Origin of the sequence: Nonlabens tegetincola, from assembly GCF_002954355.1 — a bacterium.
GTDB lineage: Bacteria > Bacteroidota > Bacteroidia > Flavobacteriales > Flavobacteriaceae > Nonlabens > Nonlabens tegetincola.
Map to the genome: position 1 here is coordinate 367607 of NZ_MQVV01000017.1, position 25135 is coordinate 392741.

Annotated in this window: 21 protein-coding genes; 11 read left to right on the top strand and 10 right to left on the bottom strand. The window is 35.8% G+C overall.

Going from position 1 to position 25135, the window contains the following annotated elements; genetic code table 11:
- The first annotated feature begins 94 nt into the window (after positions 1–94).
- The 3 genes from BST93_RS13345 to BST93_RS13355 all read left to right on the top strand — a co-directional run bounded on the left by BST93_RS13345 (position 95) and on the right by BST93_RS13355 (position 5038).
- Entirely contained in the window at positions 95–1849 is a 1755-nt protein-coding gene (locus BST93_RS13345; protein WP_105019554.1) for an ABC transporter ATP-binding protein, read from the top strand.
- Positions 1850–2053: 204 nt separating this feature from the next.
- Positions 2054–2437 (top strand): PUR family DNA/RNA-binding protein, encoded by a 384-nt coding sequence (locus tag BST93_RS13350; RefSeq protein ID WP_060524027.1) that lies wholly within the window; start codon positions 2054–2056, stop codon positions 2435–2437.
- A gap of 78 nt (positions 2438–2515) precedes the next feature.
- Positions 2516–5038, top strand: coding sequence for a M14 family metallopeptidase (locus tag BST93_RS13355; protein WP_105019555.1), 2523 nt, complete (start codon positions 2516–2518; stop codon positions 5036–5038).
- Between the two features lie 68 nt (positions 5039–5106).
- On the opposite strand, the gene BST93_RS13360 is transcribed toward BST93_RS13355, so the two are convergent.
- The 3 genes from BST93_RS13360 to BST93_RS13370 all read right to left on the bottom strand — a co-directional run bounded on the left by BST93_RS13360 (position 5107) and on the right by BST93_RS13370 (position 6433).
- Complete coding sequence (locus BST93_RS13360; protein WP_105019556.1) at positions 5107–5709, bottom strand: M23 family metallopeptidase; 603 nt, start codon at positions 5707–5709, stop codon at positions 5107–5109.
- A gap of 93 nt (positions 5710–5802) precedes the next feature.
- Entirely contained in the window at positions 5803–6138 is a 336-nt protein-coding gene (locus BST93_RS13365) for a tRNA-binding protein (protein WP_105019557.1), read from the bottom strand.
- Positions 6131–6433: a phosphoribosylpyrophosphate synthetase gene (locus BST93_RS13370; RefSeq protein WP_105019558.1), complete on the bottom strand. Its 303-nt coding sequence runs from the start codon at positions 6431–6433 to the stop codon at positions 6131–6133. Before BST93_RS13370 ends, BST93_RS13365 begins: the two co-directional genes overlap by 8 nt.
- Positions 6434–6642: 209 nt before the next feature.
- Between BST93_RS13370 and BST93_RS13375 the strand changes: the two genes are divergently transcribed.
- The 3 genes from BST93_RS13375 to BST93_RS13385 are packed head-to-tail and all read left to right on the top strand — an operon-like array spanning position 6643 to position 8703.
- Positions 6643–7200, top strand: a complete 558-nt coding sequence (locus tag BST93_RS13375; RefSeq protein WP_085775182.1) for a thioredoxin family protein — start codon at positions 6643–6645, stop codon at positions 7198–7200.
- A 51-nt stretch (positions 7201–7251) separates the two neighbouring features.
- Positions 7252–8193 (top strand): prolipoprotein diacylglyceryl transferase, encoded by a 942-nt coding sequence (gene lgt / locus BST93_RS13380; RefSeq protein ID WP_060524018.1) that lies wholly within the window; start codon positions 7252–7254, stop codon positions 8191–8193.
- 6 nt (positions 8194–8199) lie between these two features.
- On the top strand, positions 8200–8703 hold the full coding sequence (locus tag BST93_RS13385; protein WP_105019559.1) for a DUF192 domain-containing protein: 504 nt from the start codon (positions 8200–8202) through the stop codon (positions 8701–8703).
- Between the two features lie 127 nt (positions 8704–8830).
- Here the strand turns inward: BST93_RS13385 and BST93_RS13390 are convergent, their stop codons facing one another.
- The 7 genes from BST93_RS13390 to BST93_RS13420 form a co-directional block, all read right to left on the bottom strand.
- A complete protein-coding gene (locus BST93_RS13390; protein WP_105019560.1) occupies positions 8831–11506 on the bottom strand; it encodes an FIDD domain-containing protein in 2676 nt (891 codons plus the stop codon).
- Positions 11507–11688: 182 nt separating this feature from the next.
- The gene (gene secDF, locus BST93_RS13395; protein ID WP_105019561.1) at positions 11689–14727 is read right to left on the bottom strand and encodes a protein translocase subunit SecDF; all 3039 of its coding nucleotides are present in this window, start codon (positions 14725–14727) and stop codon (positions 11689–11691) included.
- Positions 14728–14825: 98 nt separating this feature from the next.
- On the bottom strand, positions 14826–15401 hold the full coding sequence (locus BST93_RS13400; protein ID WP_105019562.1) for a hypothetical protein: 576 nt from the start codon (positions 15399–15401) through the stop codon (positions 14826–14828).
- Between the two features lie 284 nt (positions 15402–15685).
- Complete coding sequence (mdh, locus tag BST93_RS13405; RefSeq protein WP_042277468.1) at positions 15686–16609, bottom strand: malate dehydrogenase; 924 nt, start codon at positions 16607–16609, stop codon at positions 15686–15688.
- A gap of 108 nt (positions 16610–16717) precedes the next feature.
- Positions 16718–17818 carry a DUF6588 family protein gene (locus BST93_RS13410; protein WP_105019563.1) on the bottom strand — a complete coding sequence of 367 codons (1101 nt, stop codon included), beginning with the start codon at positions 17816–17818 and terminating at the stop codon, positions 16718–16720.
- Between the two features lie 110 nt (positions 17819–17928).
- Positions 17929–19866, bottom strand: coding sequence for a DNA topoisomerase (ATP-hydrolyzing) subunit B (gyrB, locus tag BST93_RS13415; RefSeq protein ID WP_085775188.1), 1938 nt, complete (start codon positions 19864–19866; stop codon positions 17929–17931).
- Positions 19867–20015: 149 nt separating this feature from the next.
- Entirely contained in the window at positions 20016–20648 is a 633-nt protein-coding gene (locus tag BST93_RS13420; protein WP_042277464.1) for a 7-carboxy-7-deazaguanine synthase QueE, read from the bottom strand.
- Positions 20649–20822: 174 nt separating this feature from the next.
- Here BST93_RS13420 and BST93_RS13425 point away from each other — a divergent pair, with 174 nt between their 5' ends.
- Genes BST93_RS13425 through BST93_RS13445 form a run of 5 tightly spaced genes read left to right on the top strand, consistent with a single transcriptional unit; the run spans position 20823 to position 25114 of the window.
- On the top strand, positions 20823–22337 hold the full coding sequence (locus BST93_RS13425; protein WP_105019564.1) for a helicase HerA-like domain-containing protein: 1515 nt from the start codon (positions 20823–20825) through the stop codon (positions 22335–22337).
- Between the two features lie 58 nt (positions 22338–22395).
- Positions 22396–22944: a membrane lipoprotein lipid attachment site-containing protein gene (locus tag BST93_RS13430; protein WP_042277460.1), complete on the top strand. Its 549-nt coding sequence runs from the start codon at positions 22396–22398 to the stop codon at positions 22942–22944.
- A 10-nt stretch (positions 22945–22954) separates the two neighbouring features.
- Positions 22955–23797, top strand: a complete 843-nt coding sequence (locus tag BST93_RS13435; protein WP_105019565.1) for an alpha/beta fold hydrolase — start codon at positions 22955–22957, stop codon at positions 23795–23797.
- A 54-nt stretch (positions 23798–23851) separates the two neighbouring features.
- Entirely contained in the window at positions 23852–24091 is a 240-nt protein-coding gene (locus BST93_RS13440) for a DUF7218 family protein (RefSeq protein ID WP_105019566.1), read from the top strand.
- Positions 24092–25114: an AI-2E family transporter gene (locus tag BST93_RS13445; RefSeq protein ID WP_060524005.1), complete on the top strand. Its 1023-nt coding sequence runs from the start codon at positions 24092–24094 to the stop codon at positions 25112–25114. It abuts the gene before it with no gap.
- Positions 25115–25135 lie beyond the last annotated feature (21 nt).

Here is a 25135-nt window from a genome sequence, read left to right on the forward strand (position 1 = left end):
GCAAAAATAACGTGATTTTAGCACATGGACAATATACCAAATGTAAATTACACCCATTTTACAACAGGCCTGTTGTTGGTCACTTTTTTATTACATGAAAGAACTACAAAAGCTCAATAAGCTCTTTGCAAAATACAAATGGCAACTTATAGGTGGAATCCTTGTCACCATTGCCGCCAGACTGTTTTCACTAGTATTACCTCAATATGTAGGTAAAATCATTAACCTACTTAATGATTATGGGTCTGGTAAAATTACAGACAAAGAATTTTTAAGAAGTGAATTGTTAATTAACATTGCATGGATAATCGGTGCGACTCTTCTCGCTGCTGGATTAACTTTTGTCATGAGACAACTTATTATAGTTGTATCAAGACACCTAGAATACGACTTAAAAAATCTAGTGTATGAGCAATATCAAAAACTTTCTTTAGGATTTTATAAGCAAAATCGTACTGGCGATTTAATGAATCGTATAAGCGAGGATGTATCCAAGGTAAGAATGTATATGGGACCATCGATAATGTACAGCATTAACATGATCACATTATTTGCAGTAGTTATACCTAGAATGTACTTTACAGCTCCTACCCTAGCATTGTACACTCTTATACCACTTCCTTTTCTGGCAGTAGCCATCTACGTTATCAGTAGGGAAATCAACAAAAGATCTACGCTAGTACAACAATACCTATCTAATTTAAATACGGTTTCACAAGAAGCCTTCAGTGGTATTTCTGTAATAAAAGCCTACAATCTATCTGGTCAAATGTTTCAACAATTTGAAGAAATTGCGAATGAAAGTAAAGCAAAAAACATAGACCTAGCACGTGTACAAGCCCTATTTTTTCCATTAATGGTATTATTAATTGGATTGAGTAATATCATGGTCATATATATTGGTGGTAAACAAGTTATCGACGGAGTTATTGATGTAGGGACCATACCCGAATTTCTTATCTATGTAAACATGCTTACATGGCCAGTAGCAGTAGTTGGTTGGGTAACTAATATGATACAACAAGCTGAAGCTTCTCAAAAAAGAATTAATGAATTCCTAGATATTGAACCTGCAATTCAAAATTTACAGCCACAGCGATCGCCAGTAAAAGGAAATATTGAATTTGATCAAGTAAGTTTCACCTATGATGATACTAAAATTACTGCACTTAAAGAGGTTTCCTTTAATGTTCCAGCAGGAAAAACACTTGCCATTTTAGGTAAAACGGGTAGCGGTAAATCAACCGTACTAGAACTTTTAGGAAGGTTATACGACATTGAAAAAGGCTCTATAAAAATTGACGGAACTCCTATTAAGGAACTTAATCTGGAGGATTTAAGAGCAGCCATTGGATATGTCCCACAAGACGCATTCTTATTTAGCGACTCAATTAAAAACAACATAGCATTTGGTAAGGTAGATGCAACAGAAGAAGAGATTATAGCAGCAGCAAAAAATGCAGCCGTACACAAAAACATAACCAACTTCACAAAAGGTTACGATACCGTTCTAGGAGAACGAGGAATAACCTTGAGCGGTGGACAAAAACAGCGTGTCTCAATAGCTAGAGCAATTATTAAGAAACCACAAATCTTACTATTTGATGACTGTTTGAGTGCGGTGGATACCGAAACTGAAGAAAAGATTCTAAGCAATTTAAAAAGGGTTACAAAAGACACCACTACAATCATCGTTAGTCACCGTGTAAGCAGCGCTAAAAACGCTGATCTAATTCTCGTACTAGACGACGGTAGAATTATAGAAAAAGGAACGCATCAAGACCTAGTAAACGCACAAGGTTACTATGCTGAATTATTTGAAAATCAAATGTTAGAAAAACAAGATTAAAGCCCAACTAATCTCACTGTACAGGCTACTCGTTTCCCTTTAAAGTTGTTAAAAGATAAATAAGTCTTCTTGTTATTAACATAAATCAACATTAACATCAAAAACAAAGTACTGCTTATCAGTATTTTAGACACTTAAAAAGCATAATGCTTTTGGCTTAAACATTTTTTTATATTTTTGAGCCATAAACCATGAAAAACTCAAATGAGCGATAGAGATTACAAAGAGCAGGAAGATATTTTTTCAAAAGTTGTACGCGCAGGTCGTCGCACGTATTTCTTTGATGTTCGTTCTACTAAAGCAGATGATTATTATTTAACCATCACTGAAAGTAAAAAATTTACCAATGACGACGGTAGCTATCACTTCAAAAAACACAAGATTTATCTTTATAAAGAAGATTTTGCTGAATTCACTGAAACTTTAAATGAGGTTACTAATTTCATAGTTAAAGAAAAAGGTGACGAAGTTATAAGTGAGCGCCATCAATCAGACTATAAAAAGGAAGATGTAGTTGCTGCTCATGATAACGCTGCAGAGCCTAATCACCCTGCAAGTTTTACTAATGTAGAATTTGATGACATATAAAACTTATCGTCTTAAATATATCTTAAAGCCTTTCCCTACGGAAGGCTTTTTTTATTTTTAAAAAAATTTCCCATTCACATGAAAATTACTCGCCATATACTAGTTATCTTAAGCTGTGTTTTTAGTATCGCTTTCGCGAAAGCGCAATCAAATCCTACACTAGTCAACCCAACCTTAGATTATTACTTACCCCAAGACATCTCTTATGATTCCAAAATCTCTAAACCACAAGACGTTTTAGGATATGTTCCAGGTAAGTGGCATGTGACACACGACAAACTTGTAGAATACATGCGTGTACTAGCCCAACAATCAGATAGAATTACCATAGAAAATCGAGGTTATACTTTTGAGGACAGACCTTTATTGCTACTTACAATAACGTCTCCTGAAAATCATGCTAACCTAGACACTATTCAAAAAGAACACCTAGCTCTTTCCAACAGCAATGAAGCAGATGTAAGCAACATGCCGATTGTAGTCTACCAAGGTTTTTCTATACATGGTAACGAAGCTAGTGGATCAAATGCAGCTTTACTACTAGCTTATTATCTAGCAGCTGCACAAGGTGATGAAATAAACAACCTCCTAAAAAACACGGTTATTTTATTTGACCCAAGTTTTAACCCAGATGGCTTACAACGTTTTGCAGGTTGGGTAAATCAACACAAAAATAAAAATGTAACTCCTGATGGGTATGATAGAGAATACAGTGAAGCATGGCCAGGTGGACGTACTAATCATTATTGGTTTGATATGAACCGTGACTGGTTACCAGTTCAACTTCCAGAATCACAAGCCCGTATTGAAACTTTTCACAACTGGATGCCCAACATTCTTACCGACCATCATGAAATGGGTACCAATGCTACTTTTTTTTTTCAACCGGGAATTCCATCGCGCACGCACCCATTAACACCTGCAATGAATCAGCAATTAACTCGTGAAATAGGAAATTATCACGCTACCGAGTTAGATAAGATAGGATCCTTGTATTATACAGAAGAAAGTTATGACGACTTTTATTACGGTAAGGGATCTACTTTTCCAGATGTAAATGGGTCAATAGGAATACTTTTTGAACAAGCTAGCTCGCGTGGTCACGCTCAAAATTCTGAAAATGGTGTACTTACATTCCCATTTACGGTGCGCAATCAATATACAGCTGGAATAAGCACGTTGAAAGCTGCGGTAAGTATGCGAGAAAAGATATTAAATTACCATAAGGACTTTTATGCAAACGCTCGAAAAGAAGCAGATAATGGCGCGATAATTTTCGGTGATCATACTGACGCTGGCAGGACTGATGCTCTTGCTGATATTTTACGCCGTCATAAAATTGAAGTAAAAAGCCTTAAAAATGACGTCAACAGAAACGGAAAAACCTTTAAAAAAGGATATGCTTACATCGTTCCTAAGAATCAAAAGAACTCTCGATTAATCAAAGCGATGTTTGAAAAGCGTACACAGTTTCAAGATAGTTTATTCTATGACATAAGCGCATGGACCTTTCCACTAGCATTTGATATGGATTATGACGAAAATGCAAGTTTAAATAATGCTGCAGATAGAATGTCCAATTCCAAAACCAATGAAATACAAATATCAGATTACGCCTACCTAATGCCATGGAATGAGTACAAGACCCCAAAGGTTCTTAACTCTCTTTTATCAAAAGGTATTCGGTCAAAAGTTGCTATGGAACCTTTTTCTATTGAAGGACGCAACTATGATTATGGAACAATTTTAATTCCAGTACAAAATCAGTCATTGAGTAAAACTGCTCTAGCTGAGTTATTGTTTGAATTACAACAAGATAATAAAGTAGACATTTACCCAGTTCAATCTGGCTTAACTACAGGAATTGATTTAGGCTCACGTCAATTCAGAGCGCTTAAACTACCTAAAGTTGCTTTATTAATAGGCGATGGTATAAATCCATACGATGCAGGAGAGATATGGCATCTGTTTGATCAACGCTATGACATCCCATTAACTAAGATAGACATCAATGACCTTAATCGTAGGGACTTATCTAAATACAACACCATTATCGTACCTAATACCTACGGTAGTCCAGAAAATGAGGTGATAGACCAATTAAAAGCATGGACTCGGGACGGAGGAACTCTTATCGGCTATAGAAGTGCCCTACGATGGATGAGTAGTTCAAAAATGCTACCGCTCGAATTCAGAAAAACAGAGAACCCAGCAGAAAACATTTCTTTTGAACAGCGATCTGCTTTTTATGGTGCGCAAAATATAGGTGGCGCTATTTTTGAAACTAAATTAGATCGTTCACATCCTATTGCTTTCGGTTTTAAAGATGATCAGTTACCTATGTTTCGCAATACCAGATTATTCATAGAACCACATAAAGATTCTTTTAGAAACCCTATTACTTACACCAATTCACCGTTAATGAGTGGTTATATAAGTGATATTAATCTAGAAGCATTGAAAAACAGTGTTCCATTTAGACATAATAATTATGGCCGTGGTGATGTAATTGGTTTTACAGACAACACTCAATTCAGGGCATTTTGGTATGGTACAAATAAATTACTAATGAACGCTATATTCTTTGCAGAACAGATGTAGTAAAATCTAAATCAAAAAAATATCCTTATTCATAAACATCTAGTGAATAAGGATATTTTTATTAATTCTTATCTGTGGCCTTTTATAAATGCGGTAGGGTTCAAATAGCCTTCACTGTTTGATGAATAGCCATCCCCTATTCCCATATTTAAGCTGTCACGTATCTCAAAATGAAGGTGCGCTTTATACAATCCATTTACATTACCTATGGTACCTATTTGCTCGCCTTTTTTAACGATATCATTTCTATTTACCATCATTCTTCTACAGTGAGCATATAAAGATTCTATTATCGCTCCATTCTTAAGCCTGTGCTTAATAACAATAACATTTCCCCAACCACCTGAATAATCCTTTGCCACAACCACTTGACCGTTTCCTATGGCAAAAATAGGATCGCCTAGATCAGAATTACCACCAGTGACGGCATTCCAATCATCTCCTAAGTGATAATTCTCTCCAAAAGGTTGAGCATTATAATAACCAATTGCGTCAGGTTTTCCAACAGGATAATCAAAATGAAAAGCTACAGGAATACTATCATCTAATACAAGCTGTTTATTATTAAATAAAGTGTCCTGTTTTATTGTGATTTCTTGAGAAGAAATGTTGCTTTCCTTACAAGAAGAGAAAACAATCAAAACTCCAAAAACTAATGGCTGTAATTTCATGGTTTAGGGCACCTGGTTTTATTTTTATAGTATTTTTTGCTCAACCTCAATTGTTAAAAATTAATAATCCTTGCAATAACACGGTAATCACTTCTATCCTATTCTATCACCATTTTTTGCAAGAGCACCTGGTTGAAGTAATATTACATCTTTATCAACTCCTACTACTCCTAGCACTAGACATTCACTCATAAAATTTGCGATTTGTTTAGGTGGGAAATTCACAACGGCAATCACTTGTTTACCAATGAGCTCCTGTAATTTGTAACGATTTGTAATTTGAGCACTGGTTTTTTTTACTCCTAAATCACCAAAATCTATATACAACTTATAAGCTGGGTTACGAACTTCTGGAAAAGGCTGCGCATCTATAATAGTACCTACACGCATATCCACCTTTTCAAATTCAGACCAAGTAAGTTTATTCATTCATTCTTAATTTTTCAATCATTTCACGTGAGATTTCGATGTCTGCGCCATAAGCATCTAATAATATACCTTTTTGATCATCCTTTGTTTCAATGGCGTATAAAATCATGTTATCTCCAGGATTAGTCATTCCTTCAAATCGATGAAACTCCACTACTTCTAATTCACCAGCTTTCCACTCTTTTTTAAGTTCCTTACTATGAACACCATCTTCTACAAGATCAAAATCTATTGAAAATCCTCTGTCTTTTAAGTCCTGTGTAGCTTCAACTACGGTATCGTATGATTTTTTCATTTTTTATTTTCAAGATAATAATGTTCTAGGACAAGCCCGTGGGATTTAATAGGGTTTTAAGATATGAGATAACAATTCTGTTTAAATGATTAACATTCACCATTAAATTTGTAAACAAATATTAATAAATTACTTTAAGGATTGTAGTTATTCCGCTTTCGCGAAAGCGTAACAAACCGACATACTTTACTACTTATAAATAAAAACAAATGGCTCTTACACCTTCTAACATGTTACCACTGGGCACAAAAGCACCAGATTTCTTTTTATTAGACACGGTAACTGAAAATCACATGAATTTTACAGACATAAAAGGAGAATACGGGACTGTTGTCATGTTTATTTGTAATCATTGTCCTTTTGTAATCCATGTAAATGATGAGTTAGTACGTGTGGCAAATGATTATCGAGTTGCTGGTTTTGGTTTTGTAGCGATTTCTAGCAACGATATAGAAAACTATCCACAGGATGGTCCTAATTTTATGAAAGAAGTTGCAGATCGAGAAAACTATCCTTTCCCTTACTTGTATGATGAGACGCAAGAGGTAGCTCGTAATTATGACGCTGCTTGCACTCCTGACATTTATGTATTTGACCGAAATGAAAAGCTTGTATACCGCGGACAATTAGATGATTCAAGACCTGGAAACGGCATACCACTTACTGGCAGATCATTACGAGAAGCTCTAGATGCTCTTCTAGGTAACAAAGTGGTTTCACCAGAGCAAAAACCTAGTATAGGTTGTAACATCAAATGGAAGAAATAAGGTCATTAAATTAAGAGGATTACCTTAACTTAGTCCCAGAAAATATTCTACATGCAATCATTATACATAGTCTGGAATCCACTTGAAGGAATAGATTTAGGATTTTTTAAATTACATTTTTATAGCTTAAGTTATGTTATTGCCTTTATTCTAGGCTGGTATATTATTAAACCTATTTTTAAAAGAGAGGAACTATCCACTGAAAAGCTGGACCCATTATTTATGTATACAGTAATAGGTTGTATTGTGGGTGCTCGGTTTGGCCATTTTTTATTTTATGAACCAAAGGTGTTTTTCAATGACTTTTTACATGTAATTCTACCTTTTAGGTTTGAACCTGAATTTGAGTTCACAGGTTTCATGGGAATGGCTAGTCATGGTGCTGCACTAGGAATTATCATTGCCATGTACTTTTATAGTCGCAAACATCTAAATCGTAAAACGCCTTTTTGGATTTTGGATCGTATTGTAATACCTACGGCAATTGGTGGAACTTTTGTGAGATTAGGTAATTTATTTAATAGTGAAATAAATGGTGATGTAACCAATGGTTTTGGATTCAAATTTGTAAGAGAGAGCACCGATAAGATGAACTCATTGTTACAGCAAACCCAAATTCCAGATAGAGATAAAGCTATTGACGAATTGGTGAACAACCCACAATTTGCAACATTACTGGAACAAGTTCCCGTGAAACATCCTGCGCAGCTGTACGAGGCTATTTGTTATGTTTTCGTATTTATAATTTTATACTTTACTTACTGGAAAACAGACAAAAGGAATAAACAAGGATATCTTCTAGGAATGTTCTTTGTACTGCTATTTACAGTAAGATTCTTTATAGAGTATATTAAAGAAGAACAAACAAGTCATGATGGCTGGGAAATGTTTGGAATATTCTTAAACAATGGACAGCTTTTAAGCATTCCTTTTATCCTTATTGGTTTATACCTAATGTTCAGACCACAGCAAACACTGGTTAAGGATAGATAGATATTGATGAAAAAGACCAAAATCTTCCTGAGTGCAATGTTATTTTGTATGATAGGTTGTAAAAAACCATTTAATCAACAGTTTTCTGAAGAAGATTTAACATTCAAATACCAAGCAAAGGCGTATATAATTGATCAAAATACGTTAGATACTTTGAGCTCTATAAAGCTTCAAATAGCAGAAACTGACCTTCAAATCGCCAAAGGTTTGATGTGGCGTGATAGTTTGTTGCCTAATCAAGGTATGCTATTTTTATTAAAGCACAACTATCAAGCGGGATTCTATATGAAAAATACGTCCATTCCTTTGGACATAGTTTATGTAGATTCGACCAATTCAATTACGCAGATATATGAGAATACTATACCCTATTCTGATTCTATTTATCAAAGCTATTATGTAATTGATAAGGTAATTGAAGTTCCTGCTGGAACGACCTCTAAAAATGACTGGAAGGCCGGAGATCACCTTATATACAATCGTATTAAATATTCAATACTTACTAAGTAATTATAGTTGACATCCTATCAAACACAGTCATTCAATTCTAGTCAATAAAAAAACCTCTTTGAATTGATTCAAAGAGGTTTTTTTATGAGAGACTAAAGACAGTTTAAAATCTATCTATAAGTAAAGTTTAATAATTAATGTACAACCACCTAGCTACATCTTCAACTTCGCTATCATTAAATTGAATCGTATAGAAGTAAGTACCTACAGGTAATAAACCATCACCAGCTAGCGGTCCTTTATTAGGTATACCTGCAAACTCCTGGTAGTTTTGAGCTCTAGTTTCATAAATAACCGTACCATAACGGTTAAAGACCTTAAGTTCAAAATTTGTAAACTGTTCAATATTTGGTATAACAAAAGTGTCATTTATAGTATCTCCATTTGGAGAGAAACCTTCTGGTAAAATCACCTCACATGTTTCAACTTCTACATCAAAGGTTGAAACATTAAAACATCCGGTATTAGCATCTGTTAATCTAGCGTATATAGTAGATCCATCATTGATATCATCTGTATCTGATAATGATCCTGATCCTGCTTCGGCATCCGTTAAAGAAAGGTGATACGTAACAGAATAATTAGCAGGGCTTAAACCATTTAAAATGGCATTATCTTGAGCTGATAATACAAATGCAGTTCTTAAGTCCAGTGGCGCATTATCACACTCTGTAAGATCAGACGCTGTTCCTATATTCGGCAAATCAAGAACAACTAGATCGAACGTACCTGTTGCATAACAATCTTGATCCTGTGCGTTAGAAACTCTTACATAAATTGTTTCTGGATTTGAAACATTATCATAAGATTGTGGCGTCGTGATAGCATTGGTATTTGCGTCAGCATCAGCTTGAGTATTAAAATAAGAAACTACATAATCAGCAGGATCTTGAGAACCTAGAATACCAGCTTCTTGACTTGTTAAATCAAAATTTTCAATACCATCTGCCGATAGGTCATCACATGCCTCAAGGTCATTTACTGAATTAAATGCTGATGTGTTATAGGTAACATCAAGTGTTTCCGTATTAAAACAGCCAGAAGTATTATCAGTTATTCTCACAAAAACAGTTTCGTTTGTTGTTACATCATAAGCCGTACTGTTTAAAATAGGATTTGAATCGGCATCTGCATCGGCTTGTGAATTATAAAAAGTCACATCATACAGAGTTGCATCTAGACCGTTAAGAACATCTGTATTTCTTACAGTAAGATCAACAGTTGCAGCACCAGAGGATTGACAAACTATAATATCATTAGGAGTAGTTGACGTAATTTCAGGAGCAACATCTATACAAATAGTTTCTGTATAAGTACATCCGAAATCATCTGTAAAATCAATACTGTAACAATTTTGTCCGGCAACGCTAGGCGTTACTGTAATATCATTTCCTGTTTGAGCAGTGATATCTGCATTGGTTTGCCATTCAGTAAGTACCTCAGAAGGCTCATAACTACCAGCAGCTGGAATAATGGCAGGATTAAAGTTAATTCCCCATTCAAAAATATATCCATTATCAATAGATAAATTATCTACAATATCTAGGCACCACAGACCATTAAGAGGAGTACCTATAAAGTTAGAGAATGGATCCTCTGGAGAGTAACTACCAGCAGGCATAGGAGTTCCAAATGCAACTGGTCCAGTTGATTGATCCAAAGTTTGAGTTGCAGCTTCAGTAAACGTATAAACAAAACCTACACCTGGAGTGGTAGTACCATCGTCTAATGCATTACCTAGATAACGTCCACCACCAGAATTCGGAAAAGTTAAAAACTTTACTTGAGACCCGTTTGGAGCCGTCAAAGTAATATCTAAATCACCCATGTAGGAGTGCTCAATATCTATAAATACATTTACTAAATCACTAGCGCTTGCAAATGTAGAACCTGCAGGAAATCCTGAAACATCAATACAAGTTTGGTAGGCTACACCGCTTCCGTCCGGAAGAAAAGTCTGTCCCGTTATTGGAGGAGCAACATCAGCAAAAAATTGAGTTGTTGATACGTTACCAGTTATAGTCGTGGACTCTCCAAAACAAAGGGAAGTATCTGCAGCTACAACACCAGAAAAATCAGGTGTAGTACTTACTATTACAGTTGCATCGATAGTTTGTCTATCACGACAGCCTAATTGATCAAACGCAACATAATCAATCTCATAAATTCCAGGTGAATTATATACCTCTGAAGCAGATTGACCAGAAACTACAGTTCCATCTGCAAGTCTGAATTCATAGGTAGCTCCAGTACTATCTTGACTGAATTGTGTAGTCCCAGTAAAAGATACTGTATCACCTTGACATACTCTAATAATACCGTCACCGTCTGGCGCAGGTGTAGAAGTAACGGTGTTACTAATAGATTGACAGTTAGTTACACACTGAATAGTACCTTCCCATCCTGGAGCTGTGTTGGATGAATCGGATATAAATCTAAAAGTTAAACAACCTGATGGATTTGTTGCAGGTGGTGAAGCAATCACCGTACCTGGTGAATTAGTACCTAAAAACACCCCAATAATTGGACTTGTAGCGGTGTCTCCATCATAAATAATTAGTAAATCTCCTGAGGCTAAATCAAAGGAATTAAAGGATACTTGAATAGCGTCCAATGGAAATGGAGAACATATTGTTGTAACAAAGGATTCTCCGTTAGAATAATTACCTGTTAAATCACCAGAATCGGTAAAACTTCCGGAACAGGAAGTGTAATTAGCATCATTCATTATAAAGGTGTTCTGAGCACTTACCCCAACGCTTATAAATAAAAATGCAAGAATAGTTAAGATGTTAAGTTTCATAGGTTTTGGTTTACTATGTATTGAAACTGCAAATTAATCATTTTGTCGCATTTATTTAGTAATTTTTCTAAATTGAATTAACATAATATTTACAACGATCAGTTATACTATTGAACTGATCATATAAAGAAAAAAGCCTCTTAATTAATTAAGAGGCTTTTCTTACTATTATCTAATTCAATTTATTCTTCATCCTTTTTATCGGCTTCAATTTTACCATTTGATTTCTTGATTGTGTCATACATTACCGGAGTCGCAATGAAAACAGAAGAATATGTACCTACAACCACACCTACAATTAAAGCAAACATAAATCCTCTAATAGACTCACCACCAAAAGTAAAAATAGCAAGCAGTACAATTAAAGTAGTTAACGAGGTATTCAATGTACGAGATATAGTACTACTAATCGCTCTATTCACCGTTTCACCAAATGCCATTCCAGTTCTTTCATTGATAAATTCCCTAATTCTATCAAATACTACAACCGTATCATTAAGTGAGTAACCAATTACCGTAAGAATAGCTGCAATAAATGCTTGATCGATCTCCATATTGAAAGGTAAAACCTTGTACAACGCAGAGAATACACCAAGAACTATAGCCACATCGTGGAAAACAGCAACAACAGCTCCTAAAGAGAATTGCCACCTCTTAAAACGTATTAGAATATATAAGAATACAACTGCCAATGAACCTAGAATCGCATAGATAGATCCTTTAAGGATATCATCGGCGATAGTAGGACCTACCTGGAAGTTAGACATAATTCCTGATGTTTTTACTTCAGAACCTACATCTGCAAATTGAGCTTGAGTCATGTCAGCCGGTAAGAAATCTTTAAGAGCCACATACAACTTGTTTTCAATCTCATCACTTATAACACTGTCGTCTTGATCAATACCATATTTTGTACTGATTTTAAGCTGATTTGCATCACCATAAGTTTTAGCCTCGGCAGAACCTAAGAAATCCTCTGAGCTTAATATTTTAGTAATCTCAGTAGCATTTACTTCTTGATCAAATCGAACGACATACGTACGACCACCTGAGAAATCAATTCCTAAGTTTAATTTGTTGATTGCCAAAGAAGCAATAGAACCTATAACAACCACCAAAGAAATTAAATAAGCTACCTTTCTCTTCTTCAAGAAGTCAATATTTACATTTCTAAACCAATTCTTTGTTACACCAGATGCAAACGTTAACGTTTTACCGTTCTTAACGTAACCATCAACAAATAATCTAGTAATAAATACCGCTGTAAATAGCGAAGTAAGAATACCAATCATTAAGGTAGTTGCAAATCCTTGAATAGGACCTGTTCCAAAAATGTAAAGTATGATAGCGGTTAACAATGTAGTAATGTTCGCATCTAAAATGGAACTTAATGCATTATTAAATCCATCTTTAATACTATCGGCTTGTGATTTACCCTTAGCAAGTTCTTCACGTATACGTTCAAATATAAGTACGTTAGCATCAACCGAAATACCAATTGTAAGTACGATACCGGCGATACCAGGTAAAGTAAGAACTGCTTTTAAAGATGCTAATGCTCCAAATATGAATAAGATGTTTACCACAAGTGCTATATCTGCATACAAACCTGCTCTACCATAGTAGAAGAACATCCATATAAGAACTAAAACAAGTGCCAGTGCAAATGACATTAAACCACTATCAATAGCTTCTTGACCTAATGATGGTCCAATTACATCACTTTGAATAATTTCTGCTTTTGCAGGTAATTTACCAGCTCTTAAAACTGTAGCAAGATCTTTAGCTTCTTGAACAGTAAAGCTTCCTGAAATTTGAGTACTTCCACCAGAGATTGGACCTGTTGTTACACTAGGCGCACTGTAAACGGTGTTGTCTAAAACAACCGCAACTTGTGAACGATTGTTAAAGGCATATCCCGTCATTTCTTCCCAAACCTTTGAACCTTCGCCGTTCATCGTCATACTCACGATCACTTTTGCACCAAGATCATAATCCTGTTTAGCATCGGTTATAACACCACCTGCAAGTGGCGCTTCATCTTCTGCGTTACCAACAAGAGCAAATAAATCTGATACTTCAAATCCTAGATTTTCATCAAGGGTAGGTAAAGTAAAAGCAAATTTTGCATTACGAGTTTCAGGAGAAAGTCTCGCTCTTGATTGAGGATCATTTAAATAATCTAAAATAAGATCAATATCGCTTGCGCGGAAAACTCCTAAACCACCAATAAATGATGGACGAACTAACCTTCCTAAAATTGGATTTTCGTCTAAATTAGTTTCTGCCACCTCTTCACTTGTCTCATCATCACCATCTAAAAGTGCACTTAAGTCAGCAGGATCTTCTTCTTCAACAACTGTTGAATCTCCAGCAACAGCATCAGCCTCAACTACATTACTAGTAGCCGCTAATTTTTCTTTCCAATAATTATTAGAAGCAACAATATAATCACTAATCTCACCTTGCTTGTAAACATGCCAAAATTCTAACTGAGCAGCCTTAGTAAGAATATCTTTAATACGTTTTACATCGGTTTCTCCTGGCAATTCAATTAATACACGACCCGATGTCCCTAGTTGTTGAATATTTGGTTGAGTAGTACCAAATTGGTCAATACGTTTTCTAATTACATCAAGAGCACTAGTTAAATAGTCTTTTAATTCCTCTTTAAGCACAGCAGCTACATCTGCATTAGAAGATTGAAAATCAATTTCAAATGCATCTTCCATTTCTGGCGTTCCAAAAATATCTGGAGACGCTAGTTGGGCTCCTTCAATCTTATTAAATTCTTCCAGGAAATAGTTAATGTAGTCATCTTGTCCATCCTTAATACGCTCGTCTGCAGCAGCAAGAGCTTTTCTAAATGCAGGGTCATTTGACTCATCTGCCATTCCGATAAGAATGTCTTTTACTGAAATTTGAAGAATTACGTTAATACCACCTTTTAAATCCAGACCTTTTTTAAGCTCTTGCTTTTTGGCACTTTCATAATCGGTATAACCACCCCAAACATCTTTTTTTGCTACTGAATCTAAGTAACTTTTAACTGCTTCGCTTTTAAGTTGTGATTTGTTCTCAGCATCTGCTGGAACTACGGTAGCTGCGTATGCTTCTGCATCGTCTTCTACCTTGTTTGTAATAAATGTGTAGGTAAGCTGGTAAATACTTACTACAGCAAAAATGATCGCAAAAAATCTGATCAATCCTTTGTTTTGCATGATTTCTATAAATTAATTGATAATTGGTAACAGATTTTAATCTGTTAAGTGATGGTAAGAATAAACTATTACTACCATCATCGTAATAGCTTAAACGATTATACAAATGCGATAGGTCCTGCACGACTGTCGGGTAGTTGATCTATAAAAGATCCCGAAACACCTGAATTGTAATTATTAAATGTATGTGCTGTTAATCTATAATTACTGCTTAGAATCATTGCCTCTAACTCAATTGCATGGAGCACGCTTTGAGGAGTTCTCTCTAAAGAGTTTTTCATTTCAAAGACTACAACATCATCTCCTAAACCAGGAGATGGAATTTCATTTTCAAGAACTTGAGCTACAGAAACATCTACAGATCCCTCATAGCCTTGTAATCGAATAGTAAAGTAATTCTGAACCACCTGAGCAACTTGAGCTCGCCACTTTTCCGCATTTTGCGAATCACCCCTTAGCTCGATTTTGATAGAATTACCACTTCTAATAAGTGTAATGTCCTCGTTAGTAGTTTTTAAATATTGTGCTACTTCTTCAAAAACAGCATTTTGAAAATCTCTGGTAACATTACTAGTAAATCCTATCTCCACTTTATACTCAACCTCTTCTGGTGAATAATAAGCACACGCGCCTATTAAAAATAGGCTAGCGATAATTGATAAGATCCATTTCATTCTCACGCGCCAAATATAACACTTTCCAGCTCTTTATTTAAGTATACTCTAACAGCTATTCACCACAACCTACTTTATTAGTAATTCATTACATACAAGGTGGTTACACAAGATTTAGGATCCCAAAAAAGGAATCTATTTAAAAAACGACTTTGTTAAGTACGCTTTCGCGAAAGCGATAAAACCAACATCAATCCTTACTTAAGAATCGCTTAAAGTTTAAAAATGGTCATAAAAAAACCGCTTCAACATTGAAGCGGTTTATATTATATTATAATGATAGTTTAAGCCAACAATCCATTTGTTTTCTTAACACCTTCTGCACTTTCAGTTAATGCACTTCTTTCTGCATCACTCAATTCAATTTCTACGATCTTTTCTATCCCATTTGCACCTAAAACAACTGGAACACCTATACAAAGATCAGACAATCCATATTCACCTTCTAACAAAGCACTACAAGGGAAGATTTTCTTTTGATCACAAGCGATAGCCTGCACAAGACCAGATACTGCTGCACCTGGAGCATACCAAGCACTAGTACCTAATAATTTTGTAAGAGTTGCTCCACCTACCTTTGTATCCTGAAGAACTTGCTCTAGTCTTTCCTCAGAAAGAAATTCACTTGCTGGCACAGAATTACGAGTAGCTAATCTTGTTAATGGAACCATTCCTTTATCAGAGTGCCCACCGATTACCATACCATCAACATCGCTTATTGGCGCTTCAAGAGCTTCAGCTAGACGGTACTTAAATCTAGCACTATCTAGGGCACCACCCATACCTATAATTCTATTTTTAGGTAGACCAGTTACTTGGTGTGCTAAATAAGTCATGGTATCCATAGGATTAGAAACCACAATTAGAATTACGTTAGGTGACTGTTCTACTAGACTAGCTGCTACAGATTTTACGATACCTGCATTAATTCCGATTAACTCCTCACGAGTCATTCCTGGTTTTCTAGGAATACCCGAAGTAATTACTGCGATATCACTACCTGCAGTTTTTGAATAGTCACCAGTAGTTCCTGTGATTTTTGTATCAAAATTATTAAGAGATGCGGTTTGCATTAAGTCCATAGCTTTACCTTCGGCAAAACCTTCCTTAATATCAAGTAACACTACCTCACTTGCAAAATTTTTAATTGCGATATACTCTGCACAGCTGGCACCTACTGCTCCAGCTCCTACTACGGTAACTTTCATTTATGTATGATTTTAGTTAAATTAAATGTATTTTTCAATAGTCCTACAAAAATAACCTATGAAACTTAATTGTGTTCATAATTCCTTGTAAAAGTAGGTGGTACACGATTATAATCGAACAAAAATAGACGCAGTAGCCGTATTGAATTCACCAAAGGTATAATCTGCATGTAAATTAAATGCTCCCAAAGTTAATTTTGCACCTACAGTTCCTAATAACCCTGTTGTATCAGACTCTACTGTCACAGGATCACTCACCGTGGTACTTACAGGGAAAATAACCGTATTGCTGGTAAAAGTGTAATCACCTAGTAGTCTTGTCTCTGTACTTCCAGAAATGTAATTGATACCTCCATATAAATTAAAAACGTCCCAATTTGTACCTGTGATTAAACTTACATTAAAAACATCGACTTGAGTTTCAACACTTTGATCTCTTCCATCTACAATTGCACCATCTTCAAAATCATAAGAAGCATCTAACCTACTGTAGCCCACAAGAGCCGAAATAGTGATGGGAGCACCATTAATTACTCCATTACCATCTTCTCTATCAAAAAGTTTAGTAAACTCCCATTGTAAAGCACCACCGTAAAATCCAGTTTCAAATTCATCTGTTTTTACCTTTGGAACAAATCTGGCTTTAAGTTCAAGACCTGCGCCTAATCCTACTCCTGCTTGTAAGAAGGCAGTAGGAACAAATTCTAATCCTTCTGAACTTAAACCTTGAGCTAGATCAATCTCATCTCTTTGTAACAATGCTCCTGTATTGGCTTCTCTAGATTCCACAACAAGTTGTTGTGGCATTTCATTTTCTCCTAGTGCGGTTGCGATTAACCTAGGAGTTGTTGAGCCATCACCAAACGAAACATTAATACTGGCTGCAGGTCCATTGGTATTATTATAACTTTCTTGAATAATGCGCTCATATTCTGTAGGATCCAGTAAAAACGTCTTTTTCTCATCTGGGGTAAATGTTGCCTGCGCTCGTAATTGAATTTTGAATTTACCAGGTTTCAACACTCGAGCATCATCGTACCATCCAGATGCTATATTAAAGGTAAGAGATTCTGCTGCAGGTGTAGCATAATCTTTTGCGTATAGATTTGCAGCATCAACACCGGCTGCAAGTATTTCTGAAAAATTATCTTGTGATTTCGCTTTCGCGGAAGCGAACAAAACACATAATATGAATATCGTATTCTTCATAACATAAATATTTAATCCCAAAGAAAGACAAAATTACTTAAAACGGTCTTTTTAGTAAACAAAAACGCCCTTACCATTCGGTAAAGGCGCTTAATTAAGTTTGAATGTTGTTATGCATCAATGTTAGCATAAACCGCATTTTTCTCTATGAACTCACGACGAGGCGGCACCTCATCACCCATTAACATTGAGAAAATACGATCAGCCTCGGGCATACTATCAATTGTAATCCTTCTTAGAGTTCTGAATTCTGGATTCATTGTGGTATCCCACAACTGATCTGCATTCATTTCTCCAAGACCCTTATAACGTTGAATGTTTGCTCCACCACCGAAACTTTCGGCGATTTCATCACGCTCTTTATCATTCCAAGCATAACGTTTTTTAGCTCCCTTTTTAACTAGGTATAATGGCGGTGTTGCGATATACACGTAACCGTTCTCAATCAACTCCTTCATGTAACGGAAGAAGAATGTCAAAATTAAAGTAGAAATGTGAGATCCATCGACATCGGCATCACACATGATGACAATTTTATGATAGCGTAACTTTTCTAAATTTAAGGCTTTAGAATCTTCTTCAGTACCTATAGTAACACCTAGTGCGGTAAAAATGTTTCGGATTTCTTCGTTTTCAAAGACCTTATGTGACATCGCTTTTTCAACGTTCAAAATCTTTCCTCGTAGTGGCAGTATAGCTTGAAAATTACGGTCACGACCTTGTTTTGCTGTTCCACCTGCAGAATCTCCCTCAACAAGGAATACTTCACATAAAGTAGGGTCAGTTTCAGAACAGTCAGATAATTTACCTGGCAGTCCACCACCACTCATTACGGTTTTACGCTGTACCATTTCGCGAGCCTTGCGAGCAGCATGTCTAGCTTGCGCTGCAAGAATCACCTTTTGTACAATTACCTTGGCATCATTAGGATGCTCTTCAAGATAATCTTCTAGCATTTGAGATACCGCTTGCGAGACAGCACTTGTAACTTCCCTGTTACCTAATTTAGTTTTTGTTTGACCTTCAAATTGAGGTTCGGCAACTTTAACAGAAACGATAGCTGTAAGACCTTCACGGAAGTCGTCTCCTGTGATATCGAACTTCAATTTATCTAACATTCCCGAGTTATCGGCATATTTTTTAAGCGTTCCTGTTAATCCACGACGGAAACCACTTAAATGAGTACCACCTTCGTGGGTATTAATGTTATTCACATAAGAATGTAAATTCTCTGCATAACTATCATTATAAATCATAGCTACTTCAACAGGAATACCATTTTTCTCGCCTTCCATAGAGATTACATCCTCGATTATTGGATGTCTGGTATCATCTAGGAAACGTATAAATTCTTTAAGTCCTTCTTGAGAATGAAATGTCTCACCTTTAAAGGAACCATCTTCCTCGGTTTCTCTTTTGTCGGTAAGTATAATTGTGATTCCTTTATTAAGGTATGCTAGTTCTCTTAAACGATTTGCAAGAGTATCGTAACTGTAAGTTGTAGTTTGTTGAAAAATACTGCGATCCGGCAGGAAGGTTACCACTGTACCTGTTTTATCAGTATCGCCAACTGCTTTTACGGGATAAAGAGATTTACCTCTCTCGTATTCTTGCTCCCAAATTTTCCCATCACGATGCACTGTTGCCTTCAAATGATCAGAAAGTGCGTTAACACAACTTACACCTACACCATGCAATCCACCAGAAACCTTATAGGAGTCTTTATCAAATTTTCCTCCGGCACCTATTTTAGTCATTACAACTTCAAGTGCACTTACTCCTTCTTTTTTATGAATACCTACAGGAATACCACGACCGTCGTCAGTTACAGTAATACTGTTGTTTTCATTAATAATAACTTCGATATTATCACAATGACCAGCTAGTGCCTCATCAATGGAATTGTCTACCACCTCATAAACTAAATGGTGTAAACCTCTTACTCCTACATCTCCAATATACATAGAAGGACGCATGCGCACGTGCTCCATTCCTTCAAGTGCCTGAATAGAATCGGCACCATAATTCTTCTTGTTTTCTTCGCTCATTTGTCTGTATAAAATTTGCTACAAAAACAAAGATAACAACCAATTAAAGTAAATAATTGATTTTAGAGCTTTTAATAAACGAAGTTATCAACAGTGTTAATATACTTGTGTTTGAAAAAAGTGTTTTAAAACTGCTCTAAATACGCTTTTTAAGGAATATTTAAATATTTATGCGTTTGTAAAGAGACTTGCCATTCAGGATTTTGCATCACAAAATCTGTAATTAATGGAATCATTTTTTCTCTCACCGACCATTCTGGTTGTATGTATAATTTACAACTTGAAGAAACTTTTTCTGCTTCCGCTTTCGCGAAAGCGAAATCATGTTTATTGTATACAATCACTTTAAGCTCATGGGCTTTAGGATATATTTCAGGAACAGGCATTTTTACCTTTTTAGGAGATAAACAAATCCAATCCCAATCACCCGTTAACGGATAGGCTCCACTAGTTTCAATATGCACCTGCATTTGTCTTTCTTTAAGACCTTGGGTTAATGGTCCCATATCCCAAGTGAGCGGTTCTCCACCAGTAATCACAATTGTTTTACTGTATTTTGAAGCGTTTTCTATAATTTGATCTATAGCAGTAGGTGGATGTTTTTCTGGATCCCAACTTTCCTTTACATCACACCAATGACAACCTACATCACAGCCGCCTACTCTTATAAAGTAAGCCGCTCTTCCTGTATGTGATCCTTCTCCTTGAATCGTGTAGAATTCTTCCATTAATGGCAACATAAGGCCTTTTTCTACTTGATCCTGCACTACTTCTTGATTCATGCCACAAAAATACAATATATTGGTAGGTAACATAAGTAATTCACGATAACTTATATCGATGGAATCATCTTATTTCCACAACCACATATAGATATTATCCTTTTTATAGACTTCCTTTTTTTCGTAGTTGAACAAATGATTATATTTTTACCTCAATCATATATACTGTAATAGATGAGTAATAGAGAAAAATTCACTGAAGTAATTTCTACTGGTTATAATCCGAAAGGTGAAAGCATTATAATGGGCGCCGCCATGTTAGATGGTGAAGCGATTACAGGATCACATGTAAAAATCCCTCTTAAAACAATGAACCGCCACGGCCTGATCGCAGGAGCTACTGGTACAGGAAAAACTAAAACATTACAAATCATTGCAGAGCAGCTTTCTCAACAAGGTGTTCCTAGTCTACTAATGGATATCAAAGGTGATTTATCTGGTATAGCCGCAGAAAGTCCAGGTCATCCCAAAATTGACGAAAGACATGAAAAGATTGGGTTAGATTTTAAAAAACGTAAGTCGCCAGTCGAAATAATGACCATATCAGAACAAGACGGAATTAGACTAAGAGCTACAGTAAGTGAATTTGGTCCAGTATTGCTCTCTAGAATACTAGATGTTACTGAAACCCAAGCAGGAATTATCTCTGTAGTTTTTAAATATTGTGATGATAATAAATTGCCTTTATTAGATTTAAATGACTTAAGAAAAGTCTTGCAATATGCTACTGGTGCCGGGAAAGCAGAATTTACTGAAAATTACGGCCGCATTTCAACTTCATCAACTGGAGCAATTCTAAGGAAATTAATAGAACTGGAGCAACAAGGTGCTGATAGGTTTTTTGGCGAACGTAGCTTTGAGGTAAAAGACTTAGTTCGCAAGGATAAAAACGGACACGGATATGTCAATGTAATTCGACTTACTGATATTCAGGATAGGCCAAAGTTATTTTCTACCTTCATGCTTTCATTACTTGCTGAGATTTACTCTACTTTTCCAGAGCAAGGCGATAGTGACAAACCTGAATTAATTTTATTCATTGATGAAGCTCACCTCATATTTGACAATGCTAGCAAAGCTTTACTAGATCAAATCGAAAGCATCGTTAAATTGATTCGTAGTAAAGGTATAGGTTTGTACTTTGTGACTCAAAATCCTACTGATATTCCTGATGGTGTATTAAGTCAACTGGGATTAAAAGTCCAGCATGCTTTAAGAGCATTTACGGCTAAAGATCGAAAAGCGATAAAACTGACGGCACAAAATTATCCAGAAACCGATTTTTATGACACTGCAGAGGTTTTAACTTCACTTGGAATAGGAGAAGCTTTAATAAGTGCTCTAGATGAAAAAGGAAGACCTAGTCCACTTGCCGCTACCCTATTAAGAGCTCCTGAAAGTAGAATGGACGTACTTACCGATAGAGAGTTATCGGATTTAATTGCAGATTCGGAGTTGACAGACAAGTACAACGAGGATATTAATAGAGAAAGTGCCGAAGAAATTTTACAAGCTAAAATAGAACGAGCTCACGAGGAAGATATAAAAGAAAAAGCTAAAAAAGAAAAGGAAAAAGCGAGTAGATCTAGCTCGAGAAGAAGCACAAGGCAAAATCCAATTGTAAAAGTTCTTACAAGCGCTACATTTATAAGGGGCGTTTTAGGAATTTTAGGTAAAGCGCTTAAATAATCTTAAAAACCAATTAAGTAACAACTCAAATTCCTACTTTTGCGGTAGAATGAAAATTATGAAGAAATTACTTTTTATTGCTGTAATAGCTGCCGTTTTAACTAGTTGTGGTAAAACACAAGATCCTTTTGAATGGAATAAGGATCGTGTAGGACACATCACAAAGGATACTAAAGTGTACCAACTAGACAGCTTATTTGCAAATGATAGTATTATTAATCCTATTAAAGGAGATGAATTTTCTAATGGAGCAGCTGATATTGAGGTATATGAGAAAGGTGGTAAGCATTTGTTATCCATCTCTCCTTTACAAGCTTTGGATAGCACATCAACTATAGCGAATATTAGAATACACGATGATCGCTATAAGACCGAAAAAGGAATAACAATCAACAGTACCTTTAAGGAAATCGCTGCTGCTTACAAAATCTCTAATGTAGATAACATGATTGACGACGCGGTAGTATGGGTCAATGATCAAAATTTTTATTTTACAGTAAGCAAGGATAATTTACCGGTAGAAGTTAAGTACGATATGAGTGCCACGGTAGAAAAAACAATGATTCCTGATAATGAAAAACCGGTTCACGTATTTGTGAGCTGGTAAAAAGAGTACCATGAAAAAATTCTTATCTAAGGCCATACCAAAGTTGTATGGCTTTTATTTTAATATCCTTGCGGTAATAGCACCAAAAAAAGCAGCTCAACTTGCACTAGACGTCTTTAGCATCCCAAGAAAGGGATTTATAACATTACAACAGCAAGAATTTTTAAATACCGCTCGTCAACAACGTGTTGCGTATGAAGATGGTTTAGTAATGCTTTACCATTGGCAAGGAAATGGACCTACTATTCTATTACCTCATGGATGGGAATCAAATAGCGCAAGATGGCGCTATTTAATAGAACCCTTACAGAAAAAAGATTACAACATCATCGCCATTGATGCACCGGCTCATGGTAAAACTACTGGTAAATTTTTTAACGCGATCAAATACTCTAGGGTTATAAGAAGTATTATCGAGTTATATGAACCAGAAGTTGTAATAGCTCATAGTGTAGGTGCTATGGCTACTGTATTACAAGAAAGCGAAACACCTCACGACTTCATAAAAAAAATAATTCTTTTAGGCAGTCCTGATGAGCTAGAGGTTATCATGAAAGGTTATCAACAGGTAGTAGGGTTCAACAAGCGAGTATGGAATCTTCTAGATCAACTTTTAAAGGAAAAATTTGGATACCACATTGCTGAGTTTAAGACATCTTCCTTTGCAACAAAAATTCAAACGCCCGTACTTTTAATTCACGACACAAAAGATTTAATCGTACCCTATGAATCGATGGATAATATTGCTACTGGCTTTACTAATAGCACTGTTTATACATCAAAAACTGGTGGTCACAGCCTACATACTCCAGAAGTCATTGAACAAGTCCTTAAATTCTTAGAAAAATCCTAATTGCAGCTTTTTTAACTCTAGCTAGTGTAAGGTCATAGTATCTTTAAAATAAAAATGTCAAGACCTAGCATTAAAAACGAAGAGCAGTATGAAGCCTTAAAAGATCAAGGCTACAGTAAGGAAAAAGCTGCAAGAATAGCAAATTCTGAAAGTAGCGGTGAAAAAGGTGGTAAAGCAAAACCCTATGAAGAAAGAACCAAGGAAGAGCTATATGATCAAGCAAAAGAAATAGGAATAGAAGGGCGTTCCAAGATGGATAAGCAGGAATTAATTGAAGCTTTAAGAAATCACTAAATGAGCAACCGCATTCCGCCAGAAACCATAAGACAGTTATTCATACTTACCGTCATTGTTGCTTTACTTATTCTTATAAGCAAGGAAATGATGGTCTATATAGGTGGAATAATGGGAGCAGTCACCCTATACGTTATTCTAGAGCCATTACAAATTAAGCTAGAGAAAAAAAACTGGAATGCGAGTCTTACAGCAGGACTGTTGCTTCTCCTTACATTCATTGCGCTGGTAATACCACTAGCTGGTATGTCCTACCTTTTAAGCAGTCGTGTAAAAACCGCACTGGATAATAGCAACAAAATAGCCGAAACTATTAAAAGTGAATTAGTAAAGCTGGAAGAGCTAACGTCGATGAGTTTATCAGACAGCATTAATATGGAAGCTATCCAGGATTGGATCGCAACACATATTCAAGACATTGCAAGTTCAGGTTTTCAGACCATTTTTTCCATTTCGGTAATGTTTTTTATACTCTATTTTATGCTTATTAATCGCAAAAAATGGAAAGAAGCTATACTCATTTACCTACCACTTAAAAAAAGAAATATTGAATTACTAGGAAAAGAAAGCAACAATCTTGTAAAATCAAATGCTATAGGAATTCCACTGGTAGCGCTTCTACAAGGAATAGTGGCACTTATTGGCTATTTTATATTTGGAGTAGAAAATCCATTTTTTTGGTTTGTCATAACTGTAATTGGTAGCATGATACCTTTCGTTGGTACGGCTTTAGGGATTATACCTGTTGCAGCACTTCTATTTGCCAAGGGTGATACAGGAGCAGCCATAGGAATCTTAATTTATGGAGCAGCGGTTGTAGGTGCGACGGACAATGTATTTAGACTGATTGTTCAACAAAAGCTAGCTGACATCCATCCTGTTGTTACCCTAATCGGTGTACTGGTCGGTGTTCCACTGTTTGGGTTCATCGGATTAGTTTTTGGTCCACTATTAGTAAGCTTATTACTTTTAATTATTAAAATTTATAAAAACGAATATGGCAAAGACGAAGGAGTGATATAGCGGTAAATTTTTGTTATATCT